17 protein-coding genes are annotated in these 22,966 nt (G+C 51.5%); 9 read left to right on the top strand and 8 right to left on the bottom strand.

The genetic code is table 11. The annotated features are described in order from the left end of the window. The first annotated feature begins 282 nt into the window (after window positions 1-282). Both TH61_RS03445 and TH61_RS03440 read left to right on the top strand, forming a co-directional pair. Window positions 283-1,380 (top strand): AI-2E family transporter, encoded by a 1,098-nt coding sequence (locus TH61_RS03445; protein ID WP_066505915.1) that lies wholly within the window; start codon window positions 283-285, stop codon window positions 1,378-1,380. Window positions 1,381-2,158: 778 nt separating this feature from the next. Continuing rightward, window positions 2,159-4,270 carry a T9SS type A sorting domain-containing protein gene (locus TH61_RS03440; protein WP_082780286.1) on the top strand — a complete coding sequence of 704 codons (2,112 nt, stop codon included), beginning with the start codon at window positions 2,159-2,161 and terminating at the stop codon, window positions 4,268-4,270. Between the two features lie 156 nt (window positions 4,271-4,426). On the opposite strand, the gene TH61_RS03435 is transcribed toward TH61_RS03440, so the two are convergent. From TH61_RS03435 to TH61_RS03420, 4 genes are all read right to left on the bottom strand, one after another. Continuing rightward, on the bottom strand, window positions 4,427-5,344 hold the full coding sequence (locus TH61_RS03435) for a sugar phosphate isomerase/epimerase (protein WP_066505911.1): 918 nt from the start codon (window positions 5,342-5,344) through the stop codon (window positions 4,427-4,429). Window positions 5,345-5,495: 151 nt separating this feature from the next. Next, window positions 5,496-6,233, bottom strand: coding sequence for a DUF1080 domain-containing protein (locus tag TH61_RS03430; protein ID WP_066505909.1), 738 nt, complete (start codon window positions 6,231-6,233; stop codon window positions 5,496-5,498). Between the two features lie 295 nt (window positions 6,234-6,528). Further along, a complete protein-coding gene (locus tag TH61_RS03425; protein ID WP_066505907.1) occupies window positions 6,529-9,951 on the bottom strand; it encodes an amidohydrolase family protein in 3,423 nt (1,140 codons plus the stop codon). A 463-nt stretch (window positions 9,952-10,414) separates the two neighbouring features. Next, complete coding sequence (locus TH61_RS03420) at window positions 10,415-11,167, bottom strand: SDR family oxidoreductase (RefSeq protein ID WP_066505905.1); 753 nt, start codon at window positions 11,165-11,167, stop codon at window positions 10,415-10,417. 150 nt (window positions 11,168-11,317) lie between these two features. Between TH61_RS03420 and TH61_RS03415 the strand changes: the two genes are divergently transcribed. From TH61_RS03415 to TH61_RS03390, 6 genes are all read left to right on the top strand, one after another. Then, window positions 11,318-11,917: a GNAT family N-acetyltransferase gene (locus TH61_RS03415; protein ID WP_066505903.1), complete on the top strand. Its 600-nt coding sequence runs from the start codon at window positions 11,318-11,320 to the stop codon at window positions 11,915-11,917. A gap of 51 nt (window positions 11,918-11,968) precedes the next feature. Then, window positions 11,969-12,454 carry a DUF4112 domain-containing protein gene (locus TH61_RS03410; protein WP_066505901.1) on the top strand — a complete coding sequence of 162 codons (486 nt, stop codon included), beginning with the start codon at window positions 11,969-11,971 and terminating at the stop codon, window positions 12,452-12,454. A 77-nt stretch (window positions 12,455-12,531) separates the two neighbouring features. Continuing rightward, window positions 12,532-13,263 (top strand): ATP-binding protein, encoded by a 732-nt coding sequence (locus TH61_RS03405; RefSeq protein WP_066505898.1) that lies wholly within the window; start codon window positions 12,532-12,534, stop codon window positions 13,261-13,263. 103 nt (window positions 13,264-13,366) lie between these two features. Next, window positions 13,367-14,731, top strand: a complete 1,365-nt coding sequence (locus TH61_RS03400) for a lysophospholipid acyltransferase family protein (protein WP_066505896.1) — start codon at window positions 13,367-13,369, stop codon at window positions 14,729-14,731. Window positions 14,732-14,955: 224 nt separating this feature from the next. Beyond that, entirely contained in the window at window positions 14,956-15,597 is a 642-nt protein-coding gene (locus TH61_RS03395) for an SGNH/GDSL hydrolase family protein (protein ID WP_066505895.1), read from the top strand. A gap of 94 nt (window positions 15,598-15,691) precedes the next feature. Continuing rightward, the gene (locus TH61_RS03390; RefSeq protein WP_157600536.1) at window positions 15,692-16,105 is read left to right on the top strand and encodes a hypothetical protein; all 414 of its coding nucleotides are present in this window, start codon (window positions 15,692-15,694) and stop codon (window positions 16,103-16,105) included. Window positions 16,106-16,183: 78 nt separating this feature from the next. On the opposite strand, the gene TH61_RS03385 is transcribed toward TH61_RS03390, so the two are convergent. Both TH61_RS03385 and uvsE read right to left on the bottom strand, forming a co-directional pair. Beyond that, entirely contained in the window at window positions 16,184-17,197 is a 1,014-nt protein-coding gene (locus TH61_RS03385) for a hypothetical protein (RefSeq protein ID WP_157600534.1), read from the bottom strand. A 106-nt stretch (window positions 17,198-17,303) separates the two neighbouring features. After that, entirely contained in the window at window positions 17,304-18,197 is an 894-nt protein-coding gene (gene uvsE, locus TH61_RS03380) for a UV DNA damage repair endonuclease UvsE (protein ID WP_066505889.1), read from the bottom strand. Window positions 18,198-18,482: 285 nt separating this feature from the next. Here uvsE and sucD point away from each other — a divergent pair, with 285 nt between their 5' ends. Further along, window positions 18,483-19,373, top strand: a complete 891-nt coding sequence (gene sucD / locus TH61_RS03375; protein ID WP_066505886.1) for a succinate--CoA ligase subunit alpha — start codon at window positions 18,483-18,485, stop codon at window positions 19,371-19,373. 714 nt (window positions 19,374-20,087) lie between these two features. Here sucD and TH61_RS03370 read toward each other — a convergent pair. Together TH61_RS03370 and TH61_RS03365 are read right to left on the bottom strand one after the other, a co-directional pair. Further along, window positions 20,088-21,671, bottom strand: a complete 1,584-nt coding sequence (locus TH61_RS03370) for a glycerol-3-phosphate dehydrogenase/oxidase (protein WP_066505883.1) — start codon at window positions 21,669-21,671, stop codon at window positions 20,088-20,090. A 76-nt stretch (window positions 21,672-21,747) separates the two neighbouring features. After that, the gene (locus tag TH61_RS03365) at window positions 21,748-22,683 is read right to left on the bottom strand and encodes a hydrogen peroxide-inducible genes activator (protein ID WP_066505881.1); all 936 of its coding nucleotides are present in this window, start codon (window positions 22,681-22,683) and stop codon (window positions 21,748-21,750) included. Between the last annotated feature and the right edge of the window lie 283 nt (window positions 22,684-22,966).

Below are 22,966 nucleotides of genomic sequence, written 5' to 3'. Positions count from 1 at the left end.
AAAGTAAAAAAGAGTGGCGGGCCAGGTTGTGTCTTCTGCTCTTTTTTCTGTTTCTGTTAAGTTGTGTTTTCTGCCTATAATGGTGTGCTGAGTAATTCGTGGGCGCCTAAGTAGCAATCTTCAAAATCTGCCTAGGGTTAGCGCTGCTAATAAGTTGTAAGTATCTTCTTGCGATCTTGCTGAATTGAGCCTAGGTAACCCCCTAACCCTAAGCGACCGAAAGATTCTCCCAGACAAAGGCGGCAATTATAACATTCTAACTAAATACAAGTACATCATCCCATGACAAACTCTGACTCCTTTTACAAGAAAGCGACCCTCATTCTGTTGGGTATTATTTTGTTGGTGTATGTGCTCTTTACCTTGGCAGATATTCTGGTACCCATCGCGTTCTCCTTGCTGTTGGCCATTCTGCTTAACCCTTTAAACAACAGGTTGCTAAAGCTGAGGGTGCCTAAGGTGCTGGCCATCTTGCTCACGCTGCTATTTGCCTTGTTGGTGATAGGAACCATCTTGTATCTGCTCTCCACCCAGATTCTGCAGTTCGGGGAGATGCTGCCTACGTTAAAGCAAAAGTTTACCCAGATTCTGACGGATTTGCAGCACTACATGGAGACTGCGTTTGGGGTGAGTATCCAGAAGCAGACCCAGTTCCTGAAGGATACGGCCAGCGGCGGAAAAGCCTTGGTGGGAAGGACGGTGAGTAGCGTGCTGGGGATTTTCAGTCTGCTGTTCCTGATACCGGTCTATATCTTCCTGTTTCTGCTGTACAAGCCCCTGATTTTGAATTTCTTGTTTGAGGTGTTCTCGTCTAAAAACACCCGGTACGTGGCAGACATTTTACATGAGACCAAGACCGCCATCCAGAGTTACATTGTAGGTATTTTGATTGAGGCTTCCATTGTGGCGGTGATGAACTCCGTGGCTTTGATGCTCTTGGGGGTGCCGTATGCCATCCTGTTGGGCGTGATTGGCGCCATCCTTAACATGATTCCTTACATTGGAGGCGTGATTGCCATCGCGCTGCCCGTACTCATGGCCACCGTCACCAAAGACGGCTATTCTACCCAGCTAGGAATCTTAGGCGCCTACGCCCTTATCCAGTTCATAGACAACAATATTCTGGTGCCCAGGATTGTATCCTCTAAAGTGCAGATTAATGCGCTGATTTCCATTCTGGCGGTGTTGCTAGGAGGGGCGTTGTGGGGCGTGTCTGGGATGTTTCTCTCCATTCCGTTTGTGGCGGTCCTTAAAATCATATTCGACCGGATTGACTACCTGCAACCCTGGGGCAAACTGTTAGGTGATCAGATACCCGAATCTTATCCGGGACAAGTGCCGGCAGTCCCTAAGATAGTCACCGAAAAGAAAATCCTTTAAGAATAGATCCTACTAGCAACGCTTTGAAATGCCCGGCAATTACCGGGCATTTTTTGTGTAAAACCAATTCCTACTCCAAGTCACTATTCAGTGCCATGGTATATGGGCGTCTATGGCTTGTTACTGGTTTGTAAAAGTTATTCTGCTCTGGTAGACACAGTCTAAAGAATGGATCAACATAAACAATTCTTCCTGACACTCAGGGAAGCATCCAAGCTTAGAGCAAAAGGGCTGCGTTACGCGTTCACATGTAATCTAGCCCACCATTTTCTTGACCATGAAAACCTGAAAAACGCTCTTTAGGAGACTAAGCGAAAATTGTCCTACAATATTTGAAACCCTATATATGCTTATTTATCACTTATGCAACTAATTGAAAGATTTAATATATAAAACATTGAAAAGTGCAATGTGTAAAATGCGTCTTTTAGCACAAAAGTGGGTGTTTTAACATTAAAAAGGGTTATTTATTGAACTTTTCAAATAAGATAATTGGAGTTTTAAGATAAAGTGCAAAATGCGTGAAACCACATAAAAGAAAGGGCGTTAAAGAGGTATGTAAGCTGAAATATAATAAAACACAGCGACATAACCTCTAAAACGATTTATATATGAAAATAATTGTACTTCCTATCCAGATTCAGTCAGCAATAGCAGACCTCACTTACCATATCTTCCTGAACTAAGGTAAGTTTTCTCCCCCACTCTCTTCTCAAAGAGAACACCGATTACCAAGCAAGTATCCTCAAATATTCTTTTTCCTATAAATCCTATTACTATGAAAAGATCATTACTTTCATGGGCTAGCATCCTAATGTTCATACTTTTCGGATTCACGCAACAAGCCCAAGCACAATGCACTGCCTCCAATGAGTGCTTTGATTTTACCTTCATGGGCGTTGAGAAGTTAGACAGCGATTTTGTTCGTCTTTCTTTCAAAGTGAAAACCAACTGCTCGCATGATTTAAGCAACGTAGCCTTTGAATTGCCAACCGGCGCAGGCGTAACGTCATCAGCGGTAGCTTACTCTTCAGCCAAATACAAATACACGGTTGAGAACGGCACCAACAACCCATTCTACTCTATCAAATTTGAGGGCGTAGGCATTAACGGTTACAAAAACGGGGTAGAAGATATCTTCACGTATGACCTAAGCGCCTATGAGTTCTCTACCATGAAAACCTTGAAAGTGTCTGCCAAGGCGGCCACTACCACTGGTACTGTTATGTTTGACCTTGCTAAATGTGCTCCAGTGACTGGCGGTACAAACGGCGGTGGCACTAACGGAGGCGGCGGCAACAACGGTGGTGGAACCAATGGTGGCAACGATGCTTCTGGCAAATGCTCAACCTCACAACCATCTCCTATCACTGGTCCATATGACCCATGCCCAGGTGATATTGTAACCTATTGCATCACCGCAGACGCCAAATACACTTCTTATGTATGGGACGTTCCAAGAGCACACGCCGGCGAAGAACCAACTGGTTGGGTGATCATCTCTGGCCAAGGCACTAACTGTGTGACCGTGAAAGTAGGTGAGAAGCCAGGGACCATGAAAGTGAAAGTGAACCACATTGAGTGCGGCACTAAAGTAAGAACCAAACCAGTACACCCAGGACGTAACGCAAACGTTGACATTGCAGGCCCAGGCCAATACTGCCCAGGCGATCGCTTGACCTACACCGCAGACATTGACAAACAAGGACCAGGAAACGGCAACGGAAACGGCGGAAACCCTAAATTCTTCACCTTTACTTGGGCAGTACCAGCCGGCTGGCAGATTGTTTCTGGCCAAGGAACAGAGAAAATAGTAGTAGTAGCAGGAGCTTTGCCAGGTGCCATCTCAGTAAGCGCTGAGTACAACAAGACCACCGGTAACGGCAACAACGGAAACGGAAACAACACAGACGGCAACCCTAACAACGGAAACGGCAACACCGGCAACAACCAGTCACAGAAAACCTACTGCGGCAAAGCAACAGATGTACTGCCAGTGACTCCTAAACCAGAATGCGGTGGCGGACCTTGCGTAGAGCCAACAGTCGCACTAGTAGCCCCAGACACTGTTTGTAACTTGTCAGATGAGTTCTACACCTTTAGTGTTGAGCAAGTACAAGAAGGCGTAACCTACTCATTCACATTGCCAGAAGGCTTTGTAGTGATTGAAGAAACAAACGGATCTGTAACAGTAGCCGCCATCTTTGAAGAGTCGCAACTAGGTCAGCCACAAACCATCACCGTAACGGCTACCAATGACTGCGGAACTGAAACGGCCACTGCCCAAGTAGTTGTCTCTGAATGCGCCCCTGGTAACCCACTTCCTGTGACCATGACCAGATTTGACGGTGTGTCTAGAAACGGAGGGGTTGAACTAAGCTGGGCCACTGCCACAGAGATCAACAATGATAGATTTGAAGTAGAGCGCAGCACCAACGGTAAAGACTTTGTGAAAATTGGCGAAGTAAAAGGAGCTGGAAACAGCAGCATCTTGAGAGACTATACCTTCACAGACCGTCAAGCCTCTAAAGGCACCGTGTACTACCGCTTGAACCAAGTTGACACAGACAAGAAGAATGAGTACTCTAAAGTGATTGCAGTACAACACAGTGTGAATGGCGCTGGCAACGGATTGAGAGTGAGCTTGTATCCAAACCCAGTGAGCAACGGTAACCTGAACATCAGATTTGATGAGATGCCACAAGGTGCCGGTAACGTAGCCTTCCAGTTGCTAGACATGAGCGGAAGAGTATTGCACACTAGAACCCTGAACGGTAACAGCGCCGAAGCCGCCGTAGCGCTACAGTCTCTAGGCTTGAAACAAGGTGTCTACATGGTGTCCATCACCGCTGCCGGACAGAAAACAGTACAGAGAATAGTAGTACAATAAGGAAAGGAATTACAATAGGATGCTTTTGGAAAGGCAGCGGCTCAAGGCCGCTGCTTTTTTTATGTGCCCCTGGCAAAGCGGCGGCCCTTGGTGCAAGAAGTCACTAAGGGCCGCCGCTTTGCATTAATATGTGTTGTTTTGGGGAGCTCTACACTCTTAAGACAATAGGGTGTTCTTCACGTAGTCATGGCTTTGCCTGATGCTTTGAAAAGGATCCACGGCAGCGGCAAAGTTTTCCTGCTCCACAAAAACACGGTGTACCCCAGAAAGCTTAGCTTGCTTGAAGATCTCCTGATACGGGATGCTCCCGCGGCCAATCTCAGTATTCAGGTTCGGGTTAGCTTTGTCCATATCTTTCACATGCCAAAGCACAAACCTGCCCGGGTGCTGCTTGAACAAGTCCATCGGGTTTTTGCCTGCTCTCACCATCCAGAACAAATCAGCCTCAAAATTGACTAAAGCAGGATCTGTCTCTTTAAGCAGAATATCATACCCTGTAGTAGTGCCTTGGGGCATGAATTCGAAATCATGGTTATGATATGCCAGTTTCAGGTTGGCGGCCTTACACAGCTCTGCGGCTATATTTATCTTGTTCGCAATGTTTTTATAAGCGTCTGGATTAGTACGTACTTCTTCAGGTAGCCAAGGCACAACAATAGAAGAGTGCCTCACCAGATGGGCTGCTTCAATATACTGCTTCACTATGTCAAGGTGGCCATCCTTAATATATTGCGCGAAGTCATAATGGCCGCTAGTAGAAAGCAGGTTGTTGGCTAAGAGCTGGTCTTTAAATTCTCGGGGTGTCAAGCCCCAATAACCGTCTTTTACAGAGTAGCCATACGTCTCCACGTCCTGATACCCTGCTCTGGCAACTTTGGCAATGACACCTTTGGGATCTGTGGGGAGGAAATTGCGAAGAGTGTACAGTTGCAGGCCTACTGTCTTGATGCTTCCTGTCCCTAAGCGAGAAGTTGATTGGCCAGAGGAAGCACAGGAGGAGAGGAGGTTGGGCGCCAAAGCCAGACCGGCGGCAGCCAGGCCCAACTGCTGTAAAAAATGTCTTCGGTGGTTCATATTCCTTTAAGAAATTTGGACTGAAAACGCAGCTAAACTCAAAGCCACGGCTTCTATCATGCTTTCCTTTGGGCAAGGTAAGTTATTTGGGTTGCCCGAAAGGCGTTTTTGGCTTATTCCCTGGGGAATAGGCCAAAAACGAGGATGTAGCTTAAAGTCGCTTGATTAGTATGTTGCGGTACCAGACATCATCGCCGTGGTCTTGCAAGGCTATTTTACCTGATTTGAACATCCCAAAACCAGGCATCTGGGCAAACTTGCTTTTACTTATTAGACCTTTCCATTCATCGTTCCAAAGAGTAGTGGACAGCACCTGCACTCCGTTTAGCGTAACTGTCATCTGGCTATTCTGACAAATGATTTCTACTTGGTTCCATTGTCCGGCGGGCTTCACGGTTTCTGGGCTGCAGGCAATGAGGTCATACAAATCGCTGGCGCGGTGCTTGTGTATTTTAGCGTCTGGGTGCCCGGCATTGTCCAATACCTGCACCTCTGGCCCGGTGTGCCAGGCGTAAGGATACTTGGCTGGTTCTTCCTGCACGAAGAGTATAATGCCGCTGTTTCCGTTGGGGGCAATCTTCCATTCTAGCTTTAGGTGGAAGTTGTCAAAGCTTTGGTCTGTGACAATGTCGCCTCCTTCAGCAGTCTGCCAATCCTTTTTTGAAGAAGCGTCTAAATGGAGAGCGTCGTCCTCTACCGTCCAGGCTTTGCCAATGGTTTGCTTGCCGTACGTATGCCAGCCACTGGTGGTCTTGCCGTCAAACAATGATTGCCACTCTCCTCTACTGCTGGAATCATTTGATTTTACCATGGAAGAATCTTGGTTGGTGGATTTACAGGAAAGTAACACCGCCAGAGGAAATAGCAGCAAACTGTTCTTTGATATCATAGCTTTCAGGTTTGAACCAAGGGAAATAAGGAGACCGTTTTTAGCCTGTTTTCCTGAAACTAGCCTAAAATCAATGTAAGGTCAAATCCCATGTTGATAAATTCCCTCGGAAGGACCAAGCTGGAAATTCAGAGAGGAGTAAACGTGTCAAGTAAAACCAAGCTGCTTTGCCTGTAGTATTGCAACTTTCGCTCAGACTAAAGTCTGTTTTTGACCTATTTTCCAGAAAACAGCCTAAAAAAGAAAAGGCCTCACCTGTTTCCAAGTGAGGCCTTTTCTTTTAATATAAATCAGCTTATTCCTGAACGCCAGGTACGCCAATGGGTAGGGCGCTGTGCCAGTCAAAGTCTGGTGCCTTCTTCTTGGTAGGGGCCAGCTCATCCAAAGTGTTGGCATCATACAGACGGCCGTTGCGCATCACGTACTGCACCGTGTTGGTATTCCGGATGTTCTCCAGCGGGTTCTGGTCCAAGATCACCAAATCAGCTAGTTTGCCATTCTGGATTGAGCCCAGGTCGCCTTCCAAGCCCAAAGACTTGGCACCTAAGATGGTCGCGGTTTTCAAGGCGTCCAGATTGCTCATGCCACCAGACTGCATAGACCATAGCTCCCAGTGGTAGCCCAGGCCCTGCAACTGACCGTGCGAACCTACGCCTGCCAAACCACCGGCTTTCACCAGGTTGTTGACAAACTGCGCATGGCGGTCAAAGATGTGCTCTTCTTTCATGAACCACCCGGCGCGGCGTCTAATCTTCTCATCCAATTCCACTTTAGGCGTGAAGTAGTTGAGTTTTTTATCGCCGGCTACATCTTCGGTGGCATAGTAATAGTTCTCGGCCCAAGGTCCACCGTAAGACACCAACAGCGTAGGCGTGTAGGCAATCTGCGACTGAGACACAAAGTCAATCACGTCTTTGTACAGCGGGTAGATGGGGTACGAGTGTTCATGGCCCGGGTAGCCGTCCAAAATCTCGGTTAAGTTGCTCTTGAAGTCAAGACCGCCCTCGGTGGTGGGCATCAGACCTTGCTCTTTGGCGGCCATGATTACCCACTGACGGTGCTGACGATTCCCCACCATGTACATCTTAATGGTCTTGGTGTTGTAGTACTCAGAATACTGCTTCAAGACGTTGCGGGTATGGTCAAGGCTCTTCAGGTTGTAGCCCCAGTAGCCAACTCCCGGTCCGGTAGAGTACACGCGCGGCCCGATCATCTTGCCTGTTTCCACCATGTCTGAGTAGGTGAGCACGTCAGTGGTAGCAGTCTGTGGGTCGCGGGTGGTGGTGACACCGTAGGCCAGATTAGCGGCGTAAATCCAAACCTGGTTGGAGTGAACACCCCAGCGTGGCCACATGTGCGCGTGAGTGTCAATGAAGCCCGGCGTAATGGTTTTACCTTTCACATTCACCACGGTGGCGGACTTAGGAGCGTTCAACGTTCCTGAGGCACCTACGGCTTTAATGCGGTTGTTCTCTACCAGGATGTCTCCGTTTTCAATCACTTCATCACCGTTCATGGTAATGATGCGGGCGCCTTGCAACAGGACTGTGCCTTGCGGGATGTCACGCGGAACCTCAATCGCGATTTTCATCTCCTTCGGCTTGTAGCCCTCAATCTTCACCGCCTCTTTGGCACCAGTGCTGTCCGTTTTCACGGCTACTTCTGGCTTGGCCTCTTTCTTCTTTTCCTCGGCTAAGTCCAGCTCTCTTTTCTTGGCGAAAGCCTCGTCTAAGTTATAGGCGAAGAACGCATTCCCGATAGACCAGTACACAGATTTACCATCGGCAGACCAGCTTGGGAATTGACCGCCAATGTCCGTCAGTTTCCAGCTTGGGAATTGTGAGCTAGTCACGTCTGCTACTGAAATAGTTGGCGTCTCACCCCCCACAAACGGAATGGTCACTACGTAAATCTCATTGTTAATCAAGGCCAAGGCTTTGTCGCCTTTTGGAGCCTTAATCACGGTGGTGGCGGTAGAGGCCTGCATGGTAGGCTCCTTCTCGTTCACGTGGGTGTTGTGGCTCATCTCTTCCTCCAGCATGTCGGCAAACGAACCATAGGTGGTGATACCTTTCACCTTCACGTACGGCTTCTTGTCGGTGCCATCCCAACGAATAGAAATCAATCCGTCGCTGGAGCTGTACAGGTAAATGCGGTCATCGCCTTGCACGAAGTGTGGGTTAGCGCCCAGGTTGGCTTTGGTCACAAACGTACTCGCGCCGCCTTTGCTGGAAATCCAGTTGATGGTCTGTCTAGAGTCAAACGCCCCCGGGCCCGCCGACTCACGGTAGGTCTGGGCAGAGCCTTTCACGAACACAACCTTATCACCCTTAGGTGACCAAACCGGCTCCTGAAAAACAGAATTCTCTACGGTCAGTTTCTCCGGCTTGCCTTTGCCAGTAGCCGCTACTTTATAAATAGCACCGCCGGTTTTCTCATGCCAGGTCACAAACACGAGGTTCTTGCCGTCTGGCGACCAGGCGGGTTGTGCCTCAGTAAAGTCATTGGTAGTGATGCGCTTGGGCGTTCCGCCTGGGTAGTCCATCACGTAGAGTCTGTCCAAGGCGGTGAAGGCCACACGCTTTCCATCCGGAGACACCGCAGCGTCCCGGATTTGCGTCACCTTCATGGTCTTGTCATCCTTGATAGGGTATTTGAACTCCAGCTTCGGGCCGATGGCAATCTTGGTGTTCACCTCAAACGGGATTTCCTTGGCGGCGGCGCCGTTCATAGGAATGCGGTAAATTTTACCGCCGTAAGAAGCCACCAGTTCTTTGCTGTCTGGTGTGAAAGACATAGCCGGAAGAACACCAAGTGGTGCTACTGATTCCTGCTCATCTCGTTGTACCGGATAGGCCAGCCATTTCTCGTCACCAGATTTCAGGTTCTGGGCAATTAAACCGGTGTGGTTGTTATAGCGCGTGCCGTACACCAGCCAGTTGCCGTCCGGCGAAAGGGTAGGCGTGAAGGCAGACCCGTAACGTGACGTTCTCGTATCCGTCTCGCCGGTCTCACGGTCAAAGGTAGAAAGCTGGAACTGTGGTAACTGGGCATTGTAGTTCCAGCCGCCGGTTCTCTTGGCGTACCAGATGTAACGGCTGTCCTTGCCAAACGCAGGCTCCACCGTTTTCAACGTCTCTGGCGTTTTAATTAACTGCGTACCAGAACCGCTGTCTTTGTGGTACAGGTGCAGCTTCAAGTTTCTTCTTCCCTGAGAAACCACCAGGTATTCGCCGTCTGGCGTCCACTCAGCGGCCTGGAAGTTCTCGTTCTTGCTCTTGCTGATTTGGCGGGTCTTCTTGTTAGCCAGCTCCATCACCCAGACGTTGTCAGAGCCGTCGCGGTCAGAGAGGAACACAATGGATTTCCCGTCTGGGCTGAAGCGCGGCTGCACATCCAACGCCATGCCGTCAGTTAGTTGCTCGGCTTTACCGCCCGTGATGGGCAGCATGTACAAATCACCCAACATGCTGAAGATGATTTTCTGGCCGTCAGGGCTCACGTCCAGCGCCAGCCAGGAACCCTCTTTGGTGTTGATGTCAATGATGCGGCCGGCCTCTAGCGGCAGGTCTTTTTTCTCTTCCTTTTTAGGAGCGTCTTTCTTTGCGGGCGGGGTGGTCTGCTGCGCCGAGGTCGGGTCAGAGAGCAAGCCTAGCGTGCAAAGCAGAAACACTGATTTGGTCCAACGGCCTGGGCGGCTGGGAAATAGATGCTTCATGAAATCAGGTTTAGTAGTGTTTGTTTGTAGGTCTGAATATAAGGAGCAATTGCCAAAATGTAAATACCGCTGAGTAATAATAAGTTAGGATAGAGTCGTGAGTCCAGAGTCTGAATTCGTTTTTGGCCTGTTTTCTGGAAACGAGGCCAAAAACGGAAAAGCACAGCAGCCCCCTCTCACTCAAGGAAAAGGAACTGCTGTGCCTAGTTAGTGTGGCAGATTCTGTAGAGACCAGGCATTGCCTTGTCTCCAGCGCATTGTTTTCTTCTGTGCCGATTCATCTGCTGGTGTAAACATCCCCCTACACCCCCTTCAAAGGGGGAATCTGCGTTTTGGAGAAGTCATTGGCGCAGACGCTCGCAGGTCCTGCCGGACGCTACGAGGTCTTTGGAGCAAGCGATGTTAGCGTTTTTGCCCTGATTTCCGAAAAAGAAGCCAAAAACGGGTTGTCAAAAAACAAGGCTTAAGAACCGCCAAACATGCGCTGGTTCATCTGCTCAGAGAAGGCGTCGTTCTCTTGTCTGGACGCCAGTCTTCTTTGCTCAGAATTGCCGTAGCCTACTTCCAGTTCGCCTTGGTCCAGGCGCTGCATCACAGAGTCGGCGAAGGCGTCTACAGGCTCTCCAAACGTATGCAAGCCCACGCCGCCCAAGTCGGTGTTTACGGCCGGCGGCACAATCTCCAGCACTTCCACGCTGGTCTTGGAGAGCAGGAAGCGCAGAGATACGGTGAAGGAATGCAAAGCCGCTTTGGTGGCGCAGTAGATAGGCGCGAAGGCGGCGGGCGTAAAGGCCAGCCCCGAGGTCACGTTGATGATGGCCGCTTTCTCCTGCTTTTTCAAATGCTCCGCGAACAGCATGCACAGGTGAATGGGCGCCTCCAGGTTAATGGCCAGTTCCTGCTGCGTCTCAGACCAGGGTTCTTGCGTGTCCACTGGGTTCACGCGGCGCTGGATGCCGGCGTTGTTGACCAGCACGTTCAGCTTCGGGAAGTTTTCCGTAACCCAGTTGTATAACTCTTTCCGTTCCTGTTCCTGGGCCACGTCGCAGACCCGGGCATGTAGGGTGGGGTGCTGCTGCTTGGCCTCGTGCAGTTTGTCTTCGCGGCGCCCGCAGATAATGACGGTGCTGCCGGCCTGTAAAAAGCGTTCGGCTATGGCCAGACCAATGCCCGAGGCCCCGCCGGTCACTAAAACGGTATTTCCTGCTAATTTCATGGTGTCTGTTTAGGTTAGGTAATCGCTTCTAAAACTATACTCATATTCATAGAAAAGGGCTGAGGAGAGAAGCCATCGTTTTTGGCCTGTTTTCAGAAAATGAGGCCAAAAACGAGTAAACTTGCCGCACGCTTAAATTCCAACCAAGTCATGAAACAACCCACGCCCATCACCCTCATCGGCCAGCACGTCCTCCTTCGTCCTATGCAAGCCGCAGACATTCCAGAACTGTGCGCAGTAGGGCTGGAGCCAAGCCTTTGGGAACTGAGTTTGAGCGTGCTGCAAACCCCCGAGGACATGGCCCAGTACGTGCACACCGCCTTGCAGGCGCAGGAAGCAGGCACGGCGCTGCCCTTCGTGTACGTGGACCCGAAGACGGGCGGCATCATCGGGAGCACGCGCTTCGGGAACATGGAGGAGGCCAACAAAGGCCTGGAGATTGGCTGGACCTGGCTTATCCCCGCTTACCAGCGCACCGGCGTGAACACCGAGGCCAAGTTCCTGTTGCTGCGCCACGCATTTGAGGAACTGGGCTGCATTAGAGTCGCCCTGAAAACCGATGTCCTGAACGAGCGCTCCCGCAACGCCATGAAGCGCATTGGCGCCCAAGAGGAGGGTATTCTGCGCAACCACATGGTCACATCCACGGGCCGCGTGCGCGACTCAGTGATGCTCAGTATCATTGTTCAGGAATGGCCCGAGGTGAAGGCGCGTCTGGAGCAAATGATGGCTAGAAACTACGGTACATAATCTAGGGAGTGCAATTCTGCGTATGAGAGAAAAAAATCATTTCAGCACTCCATGAACACACCTCCGCAAGTACCGTTAGATGACCGCTTAAAATGGGTAGAATCTGTGGCCCGCCTCCTGGACAACCAGTTTAAGGTGCCCGGCACCAACTTCAGGTTCGGGGTGGACCCGCTGCTCAACCTGATTCCGGTAGTGGGCAGCCTGTCCACGTTTGCCATGTCTGGGGTGATGGTCATGACCATGGCCCGGCACGGGGCCAGTGGAGCTTTGGTGGTGCGCATGCTGTTCAACATTCTGCTGGACGCGGTGGTGGGCGCCATCCCGGTGCTGGGCTGGCTATTTGACTTCGGGTACAAGGCCAACCAGCGCAACGTAGACATGCTGCGTCGCCATTACGTGGAGGGCAAGTACCAGGGCCGCGGCACCGGATTTGTGGTGGGCGTGCTTCTGGTGTTCTTGGTGCTATTCGGGTTGGTGCTGTACGGCATCTGGCAGCTGTTCGCGTTTGGCTGGGAATGGGTGTCTACGGCGTTCTAAATCCGTTTTTAACCTGTTTTCTGGAAAAGAAGCCAAAATCGCCTTTGCCGGGCGCGGGCTTTGCGTAATTTGCCGCCATGAAACCGAAGGCCATCTTTAACTGGAGCGGCGGCAAAGACTCTGCGCTGGCCCTGCACCGCATTCAACAGCAAGACCAGTTCCAATTGCACGCCCTGTTCACGTCCTTGAGCCAGGCGCACCAGCGCGTGACCATGCACGGCGTGCGCACAGAACTCATGCGCCAGCAGGTGCAACGGCTAAACCTCCCCTGGACACCACTTTTCCTGCCAGAAGGGGTGTCTTTGAAAGAATACAACCAAGTCATGGCAAATGCTTGGCAGGAGTTTACCGCGGCCAGCGTCACGCACGCCATCTTCGGGGACATCTACTTGGAGGATTTGCGCCAGTACCGCGAGACGCAGCTGGCAGAGGTAGGCGTGACCGCGGTCTTTCCCATCTGGCACGAAGACACTACGGAGCTATTAGAGGAGTTCTGGCGACTGGGTTTCAAGGCCAAAGTGGTCTGCGTGAACGGCAAGCATTTGGACGCGTCCTTCGCGGGCCGTGAGCTGGACGAAGCCTTCATAAAAGACCTGCCCGCCGGCGTAGATCCCTGCGGCGAGAACGGCGAATACCACACCTTTGTCTATGACGGCCCCAATTTCCATGCGTCCGTGCCGGTGCAGGTAGGGGAGACTGTGTTTAAAAGCTACGCGCCCTCCAGCCAGGACAGCGAGGATGATTGCTTTGCCGCCTCACCGCCCGCCTATGACACCGGTTTCTGGTTCTGTGATTTGCTGCCGGGTTAGTAAAGCTTTTGCAAGAAAAGAAGGAGCGCGAATTTTGTTTTTGGCCTGTTTTCCTGAAATGAGGCCAAAAATGCGTAGCTTCCTGTGTTAATCCAGAGCCTATATGCTGTATTTTATATTAAAGTCCCTCTTCCGGATTGCGCTGCGCGTGTTCTTTAGGCGGTTCACGGTCAATAACAAGCACCTGCTGTTCTCAGAGGGGCCCTTGATTGTAGTATCCAACCATCCCAACACGCTCATGGACCCGGTGGTGACCGCCTCGCTCATGAAGCAGGACATCTACTTTCTGGCCAAGAGCAGTTTCTTTAAGCCGGGCATCCAGGGCTGGCTGTTCTCCAAGCTATTCATGATACCCGTGTACCGTCGCGAGGACGTGGGCGATGGCGGCACCGCGCAGAACGATGCCACCTTTGTCAAGTGCTACGAGTTCTTGGGCAAGGGCGGTACGCTCATGGTGTTCCCAGAGGGCAACAGTTTTATGCAGCGCCGCTTGCGTCCGCTTAAGACCGGCACGGCCCGCATTGCCTTGGGCGCCGAGGCCCAGCGTGACTTCCACCTGGGCGTGCGCATTATTCCCGTGGGGCTCAACTACTCAGACCCGTCTAGGTTTAGGAGCGAGGTATTTGTGAACGTGGGCGAACCCATCCATGTCAAGGAGTTCAAGGATGCCTATCTACAAGACCCCTTCCAGGCGGCGCATGCCTTGACCGACCATCTCAAAGAACGCCTAGAGGAACTGGTCATCCACACCGAAACCGATGAAGAGGACCTTTTGGCTCGGCAGGTGGAAGCCGTCTACCAGGACACCCTAGCCGAGGAGCTGGACCTGGCCAAGTCAGACCCGCAGGAGCGCTTCTTAATCACCAAAGGCATTGTGCAGAGCATTCAGCATTTTGAGAACACCCAGCCGGAGCGGGTGCATAAACTGCGCCTGGATTTACAAGAGTATCTGAACCATCTGGAGCGGGTGGGCTTGCTGCCCAGCGCCATCAAAAACATGCCCAAGCGCCACCACCTGGCCTGGGGGACGGTAGAAACGGTGCTGTACCTACTCATCGGGTTTCCGTTTTATTTGTACGGGGTGATTCATAATTACCTGCCTTACATTCTGCCCGCCAAGATTGCCAAGTCATTGACCAAAGACGTGGAATTTCATGCGCCTATGATGATGACCATTGGCATGTTCACCTTTCCTATTTTTTATGCGCTGCTTGGCTGGGCCGCGCACGCCTGGTTTGGGCTGAGCGGCTGGGGGCTGGTGGCGTACCTGGTGACCCTGCCCATCACGGGCTTTTTTGTGCTGCATTACTGGCACCGCGTGGAGGTGGCTCGCCGTGGCTGGATTTTTCTTTCGCTTTTTACCAAGAGGTCAACTATTATGGCCCATTTATTGGAACAGCGCAAATGCCTGATGGCAGAACTGGAGAGCGCCAGAAAAGAGTTTTTAGCAACTGCACCTCAAATTTAATTTCTACCGTACAATGCTTATCTTGGCAAAGTTCAAGTAGAGGTGTGGTGTTGAAATTCGGGAAGGGGTTGAACTAATTATTTTGCAATCTCTGTTGTGCGGGCGAGGCCTTAAACGGCCAATTAAGAATAAGGTTTCATACTAATACCATAGTCTCTATGCGTTATTTGCTTCCCCTACTTTTAGTAGTCGTTACTTTGTTTTCTTCTTGTGAAAAATCTCCCATGGACGAGCTGGAGGACACCCTGCCCGGACCTGGCATGGCAGCCAAGTTCCTGGCCTTGGGAGACTCTTATACCATTGGCGAGGGCGTCCTGCCCGCCGACAGGTGGCCCATGCAACTGTCTGTCCTCTTAGAGCAAGAAGGCATCCAGTTAGGCGAGCCCTTGTACGTGGCCAAAACCGGCTGGACCACCGGCAACCTCTTAAGCTACCTGCGCACCGTGAGCATGCCCAGCGACTATGGCTTGGTGACCCTGCAGATTGGCGTGAACAACCAGTACCAGAACCGTCCTATTGACGAGTTTAGAAATGAGCTGCGCTCCTTGCTAACCATTGCCACCGGCCTGGCCAGCAAAACCCCCAGAAACGTGATGTTACTCACCATTCCAGACTGGGGACTTACGCCTTTTGCCACCGGTAAAAACACTACTACCATCACCTCCCAGATCAATAAGTTCAACACCGTCATTACAGAAGAAGGGCAGAAAGCGGGCGTGGTAGTGGTCAACGTGAATGACCTATCCAAAATGGTAACGTCTAACCCCGCGTTTGTGGCGCCAGACGGTTTGCATTACAGCGCTTCTATGTACACTCTGTGGGCCCAGCGCGCTTTGCCTACTGCCGTGGCCATTATTAAAGAATAATTTTTTCTGGTTTTCTGTTTTTTGGAACAGAATGTGCATAGGTCTTGTCAGCTACAAAAGTGGCTCCTGTTAAGAACCTATAATGTTGGAAAGAATGAAGCTGAAAAAGACTACCCTGGTTGCATTGTTGATGTTCGGATTTGGCGCCTTATTGGTTCCGGCTCAAGCCCAGTCTACGCCAAAAGGCACCTTGGCTATGGCCGATACCAATGCCAAGAAAGGTCCAGAGAAAGTGGTGCGCCGCGAGACGCTCTCAGGCATTGACTTGTACGAAGAGAAAGGCAAGTCCAAGGATTTTATGCTCTCGTTTCAGCAGAACCTGGTGGAGGACGGCGTCCTGACATTTGCCAACAGTGCGGGTAAGGTGCTGTTCACTAAGTCGCTTACTGCCGGAGATTATACGCTGGCACCGCCTATGAATTTGGGTGTGTTGCGCAACGGTACTTACTTGGTAGAAGTGAAGACCGGGAATACCATCTACTGGAAAAAACTGAGAATCAAACAGTAATTCTATTGCTGTCTTAGAATATAAAAGGCCTTCTGAACCATGGTTCAGAAGGCCTTTCTTTTTAGGTATCCAATCGAATTAAAACGTAAGCTTCAGGACCACCAGCTCAGAGCGGCCGTCATCGCTGTCGGCCACGGCCACGGCTTGGTAGCCTCCCTCGGTCAGCGGTTCTACCAGGGTGATGGACTCCAGTTTGCCTTGGTAGACACTGCCATCTGATTCGGTGACGATGGCTATCTGCTGGGGCTTCTGAGCATCTGTCGCCGCAAAATCAGGCGACATCCAGCCCACCAGACTGCCATATACCTTGCCGTCTAGGATCGCGTTGGGCGTCTCCTCTGCGGAGGCCGTGAACAGCAGTTGTCCGTTGTCATAAGGCATTAGGCCAGAGAATCCGGTCTTGATGTTCTCAATGTCGGGCAGGGCCCAGGGCTGGATATGCCGGGCTGCCGGCGCCGGGGACAAGCCCATCAAAAACGGGATGATTTCTTCCATGGCGTACAGCAAGAGCATGTTCTGCCCCCCCGGGCTAAACCGATGCAGCACGTACAGAAACTCCTCGTTGGCGGCCACGCCCTCAATGTTCAGGGTGGCGCTGCCGGTCACTTTCTGGTTGTCCTGCAAGGCCTGGTATAAGGCGGTAAAATCTATGCTGCGGACGTGGCCCAATCGGCCTCTGTCTAGGGGCACTAAATAGCCCTTGTTTCTATACTCCGTGGCACCCGAGCCTAGAATGAGCAGGTGCGTCTCGCCTTCAATAGACAGGGAGGTGATGGCTTCCAGGTCTGGTTTGACGGATTTGGGGATTCGGCCGTCGGCCACCTCTTTAGGCTCCAGCAGTTTGGTCTTGGCAATGATCTTAAAGTCCTCGTTGAGCGTGAACAGATACGGCGAGTCATCGCCAATGACGTAATAGCGGTTCTCTACCTTCTCAATGCCGGACGCTGAGGGGATGTCTGTGAACGTCACCTTCTTAGTCACCACCGCCGATATGGGGGTAGTGGAGGACTCAGAAGGAGAGAAGCACGCCGAAGAGAAAACAGACAGGGAGACCACAAGGCTATAAATCAGAGATGGAGTAATCCTTTTCATACCACCCTCAGTACGAGGTGCGCCCAAGAAGAGCTTCGTTTTTGGCCTCTTTTTCAGAAAATAGGCCAAAAACGAGGTGCTGATAATTTAATGATTGAACGGGAGTTTACACCAAGGCCAGTTCCTCTAAGACTTGGCGCGCGCGCAGACAGCTGGCTTCCTTGTCTTTGATTTCCAGCATGATGTCCACGTCCAGACCGTTCAGGTGCGTCAAAAATTCCCGGAATAGCTCTACGTCCATGCTGTTGGTGTGCTTGCCCTTGCGCTCCCCCTGAGACTGCGAACTGTAGTCCATCATGAGCACGCCGTCGGTGTGCGGGTGCCAAGTACCGGCAGCCAGTTGCAGGGCCTCGGCCATGGGCTCTCCGTTGTTCAGGCATTCATGGTGGAAGTTGTCAAACAGGATGGGAATTCCGGTTTCGCCGTGTAACTCTAAACAATCCCGAAGGCTGTAAAGGCGGTCATCGTTCTCCACCACCAGCCGGGCCTTCACTTCCTCGGGCAGCATGGTATGGTAGGTGTGGATGAAGCGTTGGAGGGCCGCTGGCTTGTCGCCGTAGACGCCGCCGGCGTGTATCTGCAGCTTGGCCGTGGAGTCCAGCCCCATCAAGTCCATGACACTGCCTTGGTACACCAACTCTGCAATACTGTTGCGCACAATGCGCTCGTCTGGCGAGTTCAACACCACAAACTGGTCTGGGTGCATGGAGATGCGCATGCCGTGCTTCTTGATAAAGTCGCCCAGCCGCTTGAACGTCATCTGGAAGTGCTGCTGCCAGTTGTAGGTGCACACGGCATGGCTGGCAAAAGGCACTAACCCAGAACTCATCCTAAAGAACAGAAACCCATGCTCCAGGTTGTATTCCAGAATGCGGCGCAGGCAGGCCAGGTTCTTCTCCACGTTCTGCACCAACCGCTCCTCACTATAAGACGCCAGCCTGAAGGTGGTAGAGGTACTGCAGTCCAGAGACTCATTCACGCACGGGTATCCTATTTTCATGTTACGGTGGGTTTTGGGCCTAATAACCGCTACCAAGGGCAGATGTTTAGAATTCTTGTAAACGGATGGCGGGAGGGAGTGTTTTGCTTGTGCCTGCTAGCAAAACCAGTAAGCGGATGGGGTGATTTTCCGTTTTTGACGTGTTTCCTGGAAAGCAGCCCGAAAACGACAGGTGCGGAGGTAAGCGGTTTAATGCGGAGTCTTAGTTTGGATGCGCGCCAAAAAAGCCTATTTTTGCGTACAGTTTGAAAACAGAGCGTACATCTATCACATAATCCACTACACATGAGTGTTTTAGTAAATAAAGATTCCAAGGTGATTGTGCAGGGCTTCACCGGCTCAGAAGGTTCTTTCCACGCACAGCAGATGATTGAGTATGGTACCAACGTGGTTGGTGGCGTAACCCCGGGTAAAGGTGGTTCTGTTCACTTGGACCGTCCGGTATTCAACACTGTGGCTGAGGCCGTGCAGAAAGCGCAAGCCAACGTGTCTATCATCTTCGTGCCACCGGCCTTTGCTGCTGACGCCATCATGGAAGCCGCCGATGCCGGCATTGAAGTGATTGTTTGTATCACCGAGGGTATTCCGGTGAAGGACATGGTAGCCGCTAAAAACTACATCAAGAACAAAGCAGTTACTCTAATTGGACCAAACTGCCCAGGTGTGATCACGCCAGGCGAAGCCAAAGTTGGTATCATGCCAGGTTTCGTGTTCAAGCCAGGTAGAATTGGCATTGTGTCTAAGTCTGGTACGTTGACCTATGAGGCCGCCGACCAGATTGTGAAAGCTGGTTTGGGTATCTCTACCGCCATCGGGATTGGTGGTGACCCTATCATTGGAACACCTACTAAAAACGCAGTGGAGTTGTTGATGGAAGATCCAGAGACCGACGCTATTGTGATGATTGGTGAGATTGGTGGTAACTATGAGGCAATGGCCGCTGAGTACATCCGTTCTACCGGTAATAAGAAGCCAGTAGTTGGTTTTATTGCAGGCCAGACGGCTCCTGCTGGTCGTAGAATGGGCCACGCCGGTGCTATCATTGGTGGTGCTGATGATACCGCCGCCGCTAAAATGCGCATCATGCGTGAGAACGGCATCTTTGTGGTGGATTCTCCGGCAGAGATTGGCGACACTATGTTGAAAGCCTTGAAAGGCGAGCTTGCCAACGCGTAAGCTTTTCTTTTACCTATAAAAAAGGCCGCTCTGCAAAGAGCGGCCTTTTTGTTTGCCTTCGTTTTCAGCTTATTTTCTGGAAATCAAGCTAAAAACGAAAATAGGTAATTGTAGGAGTTTCGTCTACTCAAAGGCGTTTTGTTAAGGCTCTATTTACTACTTTAGATGTGTCACTCTTATCCTTCCTCTCTTTGTCATCCTGAAAGGATCTTGTGGGCGAACTAGAGAGGCCCATCCATGAAAAGACTTCCAGTAAATTCTTTCTCTGTCTCTGACTTCTTTAAAGTTTCTGCCGTAGTTATTGTTATCACCAACAAACAAGACTGATTCTCCTCCAGTATTTGTTTGTGCACGCATTTGGCTATCCCTGCGTAAGACCGCCCTTACCGGTGCGCACCCACTGCCTTGTTCCATAGCCTCCGGTTAGCGCTCACGGCCGCGAGGCCTCGTCTTGGCCCTTCGCACTGCTGTTGTACTCTGGGCTTTTGGCCCCGCCTTTCAGGCGACGAAACAACAGAGGTGCTCAGGACCAAGACTGGTTCTGGTTCCAATTCTGTATAAGCTGGATGGTTGATTGGCTGATGGAAGATAATGGCAGTCTCTGTCGCTGCAGAGGCATGCGTGCTGCGCACGGTTTTCTTTATCTACTAGCACGGGACTGTCCCAAGCAGCAGGCTTGGGACACTTTTAGGGATGAAGAATGATTGTGGATGACTACAAAATATACTGGCTTGCCAATTGCGTGAACTGATGAATTTGATTTTCTTCCCAAGCCGCATCTTTATGTAAGGCAACCGCCATTAATTGAGCCACCTTTGGAGCCATCTCCAGTGCCGCTCGGGCATCCAGAAACAGCACCCGAAGCCTTCTAGCCAAGACATCCTCCACGGTTCTCGCCATTTCATATTGCGCGGCCCAAACTACTTCAGCGGCGATGTGAGAAAAGTTTGGATGAAGTGGAATGCCCAAGTCTGGGAATTGCTGAACCAAGGCTAAGATTCCTACTTTGTCTGTGCCATAGATGGCCAGTGGGTCTGCTGGGTTTTCCTCTACTGTATAGCCATGAATTTTCAACTGGGCTGTTTGACAATCAAGAGGAAGTAAAAAACCTTTGGTAATGGCCAAATCAATCGCATCCTCGGCCATTTGGCGGTAGGTGGTCCACTTGCCGCCTGTGACCGTGATGAGGCCAGACGGCGCTACCAACAGGCTGTGGCTGCGTGAAATCTCTTTGGTCTTATGGGTGTGGATGGTGGGGGCCGCCAAAGGACGCTGTCCGGCAAAGACGCTCAGCACGTCTGCCCGGGTGGGTTTGCGCGCCAGGTAGTGGCTGGCCGTCTCCAGGATAAAATCAATCTCCTGTTCCTGCGGCTTCGGCTCCAGGCTGGTTTCATTGACCAGCGTATCCGTGGTGCCTACCAGCAGATACCCATGCCACGGCACCATAAAGAGCACGCGTCCGTCAGAGGTCTTCGGAATCATTAGGGCATTCTCGCCTTTCAGGAAGGACTGGTCCAGCACCACATGCACGCCCTGACTGGGCCGTACCAAGGGCTGCTGCGCGGGCGCGTCCATGTGTAGGATGCTGTTGACAAAAACGCCCGTGGCATTAATTACTGTCTTGGCTTGGATGACATACTCCTGACCAAACTCAATATCTTGGGCGGTTACACCAATAACTTTTCCCCTAGCGTCTTTCAACAGATTGACCACCGGCATGTAATTCAGCAAGAGGCCGCCTTGCTCGGCGCAGGTCTGGGCCAGATTGATGGCCAGTCGGGTATCATCAAACTGTCCATCAAAATACTGCACGCCGCCGGTTAGGCCTTTGGTTTTAATGTTGGGGAGCTGTTGAGCGGTTTCCTGGGCAGAGAGAAAGGCGGTGCGGCGAAGGCGAAGTCTGCCGGCCATCAGATCATAGAGCGTCAAGCCTAGGCCGTAGACTAGCTTGTCCCACCAAGAGAAGGTAGGGATGATGAAGGATTGGATGGTGACCAGGTGCGGGGCGTTTTGGAGCAAACGTCCCCGTTCCCGCAAGGCCTCCAGGACCAGTTTTATATGGCCCAGGGCCAGGTAGCGTACGCCGCCGTGGACCAGTTTGGTACTCCTGCTGGAAGTGCCCTTGGCAAAGTCCGCCTGCTCCAGCAACAACGTTTTGTACCCGCGGGAGGCTGCGTCCACGGCAATGCCCAAGCCGGTGGCCCCGCCGCCAATCACCACCACGTCCCAAACAGTCTCTTCCTGCACCTTCCGCAGAAAATGCTCTCGGTTAAAGACGAATGGCTGGCTTTCTTCCATGAATGCTTAATAAAGGGGAAGCTGTAAAGAAGGATCCGTTTTTGGCTCATTTTCTGGAAATCGGGCCGAAAACGGTTTATTTTATTTTAACTACGCGCACCGGGTTTCTGGTCTTGAGGTCTGCGGGGATGTGAGCTAAAATGGTTTCCCGCAGGGCTTCAATCATGCGTTTTTTCAGGAAGCTTTTGTGCACTACCAGGCTTACCTCGCGTAAGGGGGCGGGGTCTGTGAACGGACGGACCATCGCCTTTTTGTCTTCGGGCAGGTCCATCACGGATAGCTCTGGCAAGAGGGTCATGCCGCTCTGGGTCTCCACAATGCGCTTGAGGGTTTCCAGAGAGCCGCTCTCATAGTCCAAATGCACGTTGCGGGGTGCTTTGGTCCGGTTGCAAATCTGCAGCACCTGACTTCTAAAGCAGTGGCCCTCGTTCATGAGCCATAGGTCCTCGTTGTCAATGGCGCCGGGCGTGATTTCCTTTTCAGCAAAGAGCGGGTGTTTGGGGTGCAGGTAGCCCACAAAGGCCTCATAGAACAGCGGAATCTCCACAATGGTCTTCTCCTGTAGAGGCGTCACCAACAGACCCACGTCCAGCATCTCCAGCCGTAGCTTCTCAATAATGGTATCCGTGACCATCTCATGGACTATCACGTGCACCTTGGGGTATTTCTGAATGAAGTCGGTGATGAACAGTGGGATAAGGTAGGGGGCCAGCGTGGGGATGACGCCAATGCGCAGCTCGCCGGTGATGCCGGTGCGCTGGGCCTGCACAATCTCCTGTATTTTCTTGAACTCAGACACCGTGACGCGGGCCTGCTCAATGACATCCTTGCCCAGCTCGGTGGGCCGAACGGGCACGCGACTGCGGTCAAACAATTGTACGCCCAGCTCGTCTTCTAGCTTCTGCAACTGCATGCTCAGGGTGGGCTGGGTCACAAAACATTTCTCGGCGGCGGTGGCAAAGTGACGGTAGGTGTCCACGGCCAGCAGGTACTCCAATTGGGTAAGGGTCATGCAATAAGGGGATGGGCTAGCGGTTACAAAGGCAAGGCGGCGTCAGGGATTGACAAGAGAAAGCGGGCGCAGTAATCACTGTGAGCGCAGTCCCCTGTAGCGGGCGCCCGTGGCATAAGTACCAGGGCACGACGGTCCAAAGCATTTCCCGTTTTTGGGCTGATTTCCAGAAAAGAAGCCAAAAACGATTTCCTCTGCTAATATAATAGTTTTTCTCTATAATGAAAGTGGCATAATCAATTTATGCGATGACATCATAAGTCGGCGTTTTCCCGTATGCACC

This window comes from Rufibacter sp. DG15C, assembly GCF_001577755.1.
In the GTDB taxonomy this organism is placed as follows: domain Bacteria; phylum Bacteroidota; class Bacteroidia; order Cytophagales; family Hymenobacteraceae; genus Nibribacter.
This window is presented reverse-complemented; position numbering and strand designations above follow the sequence as displayed.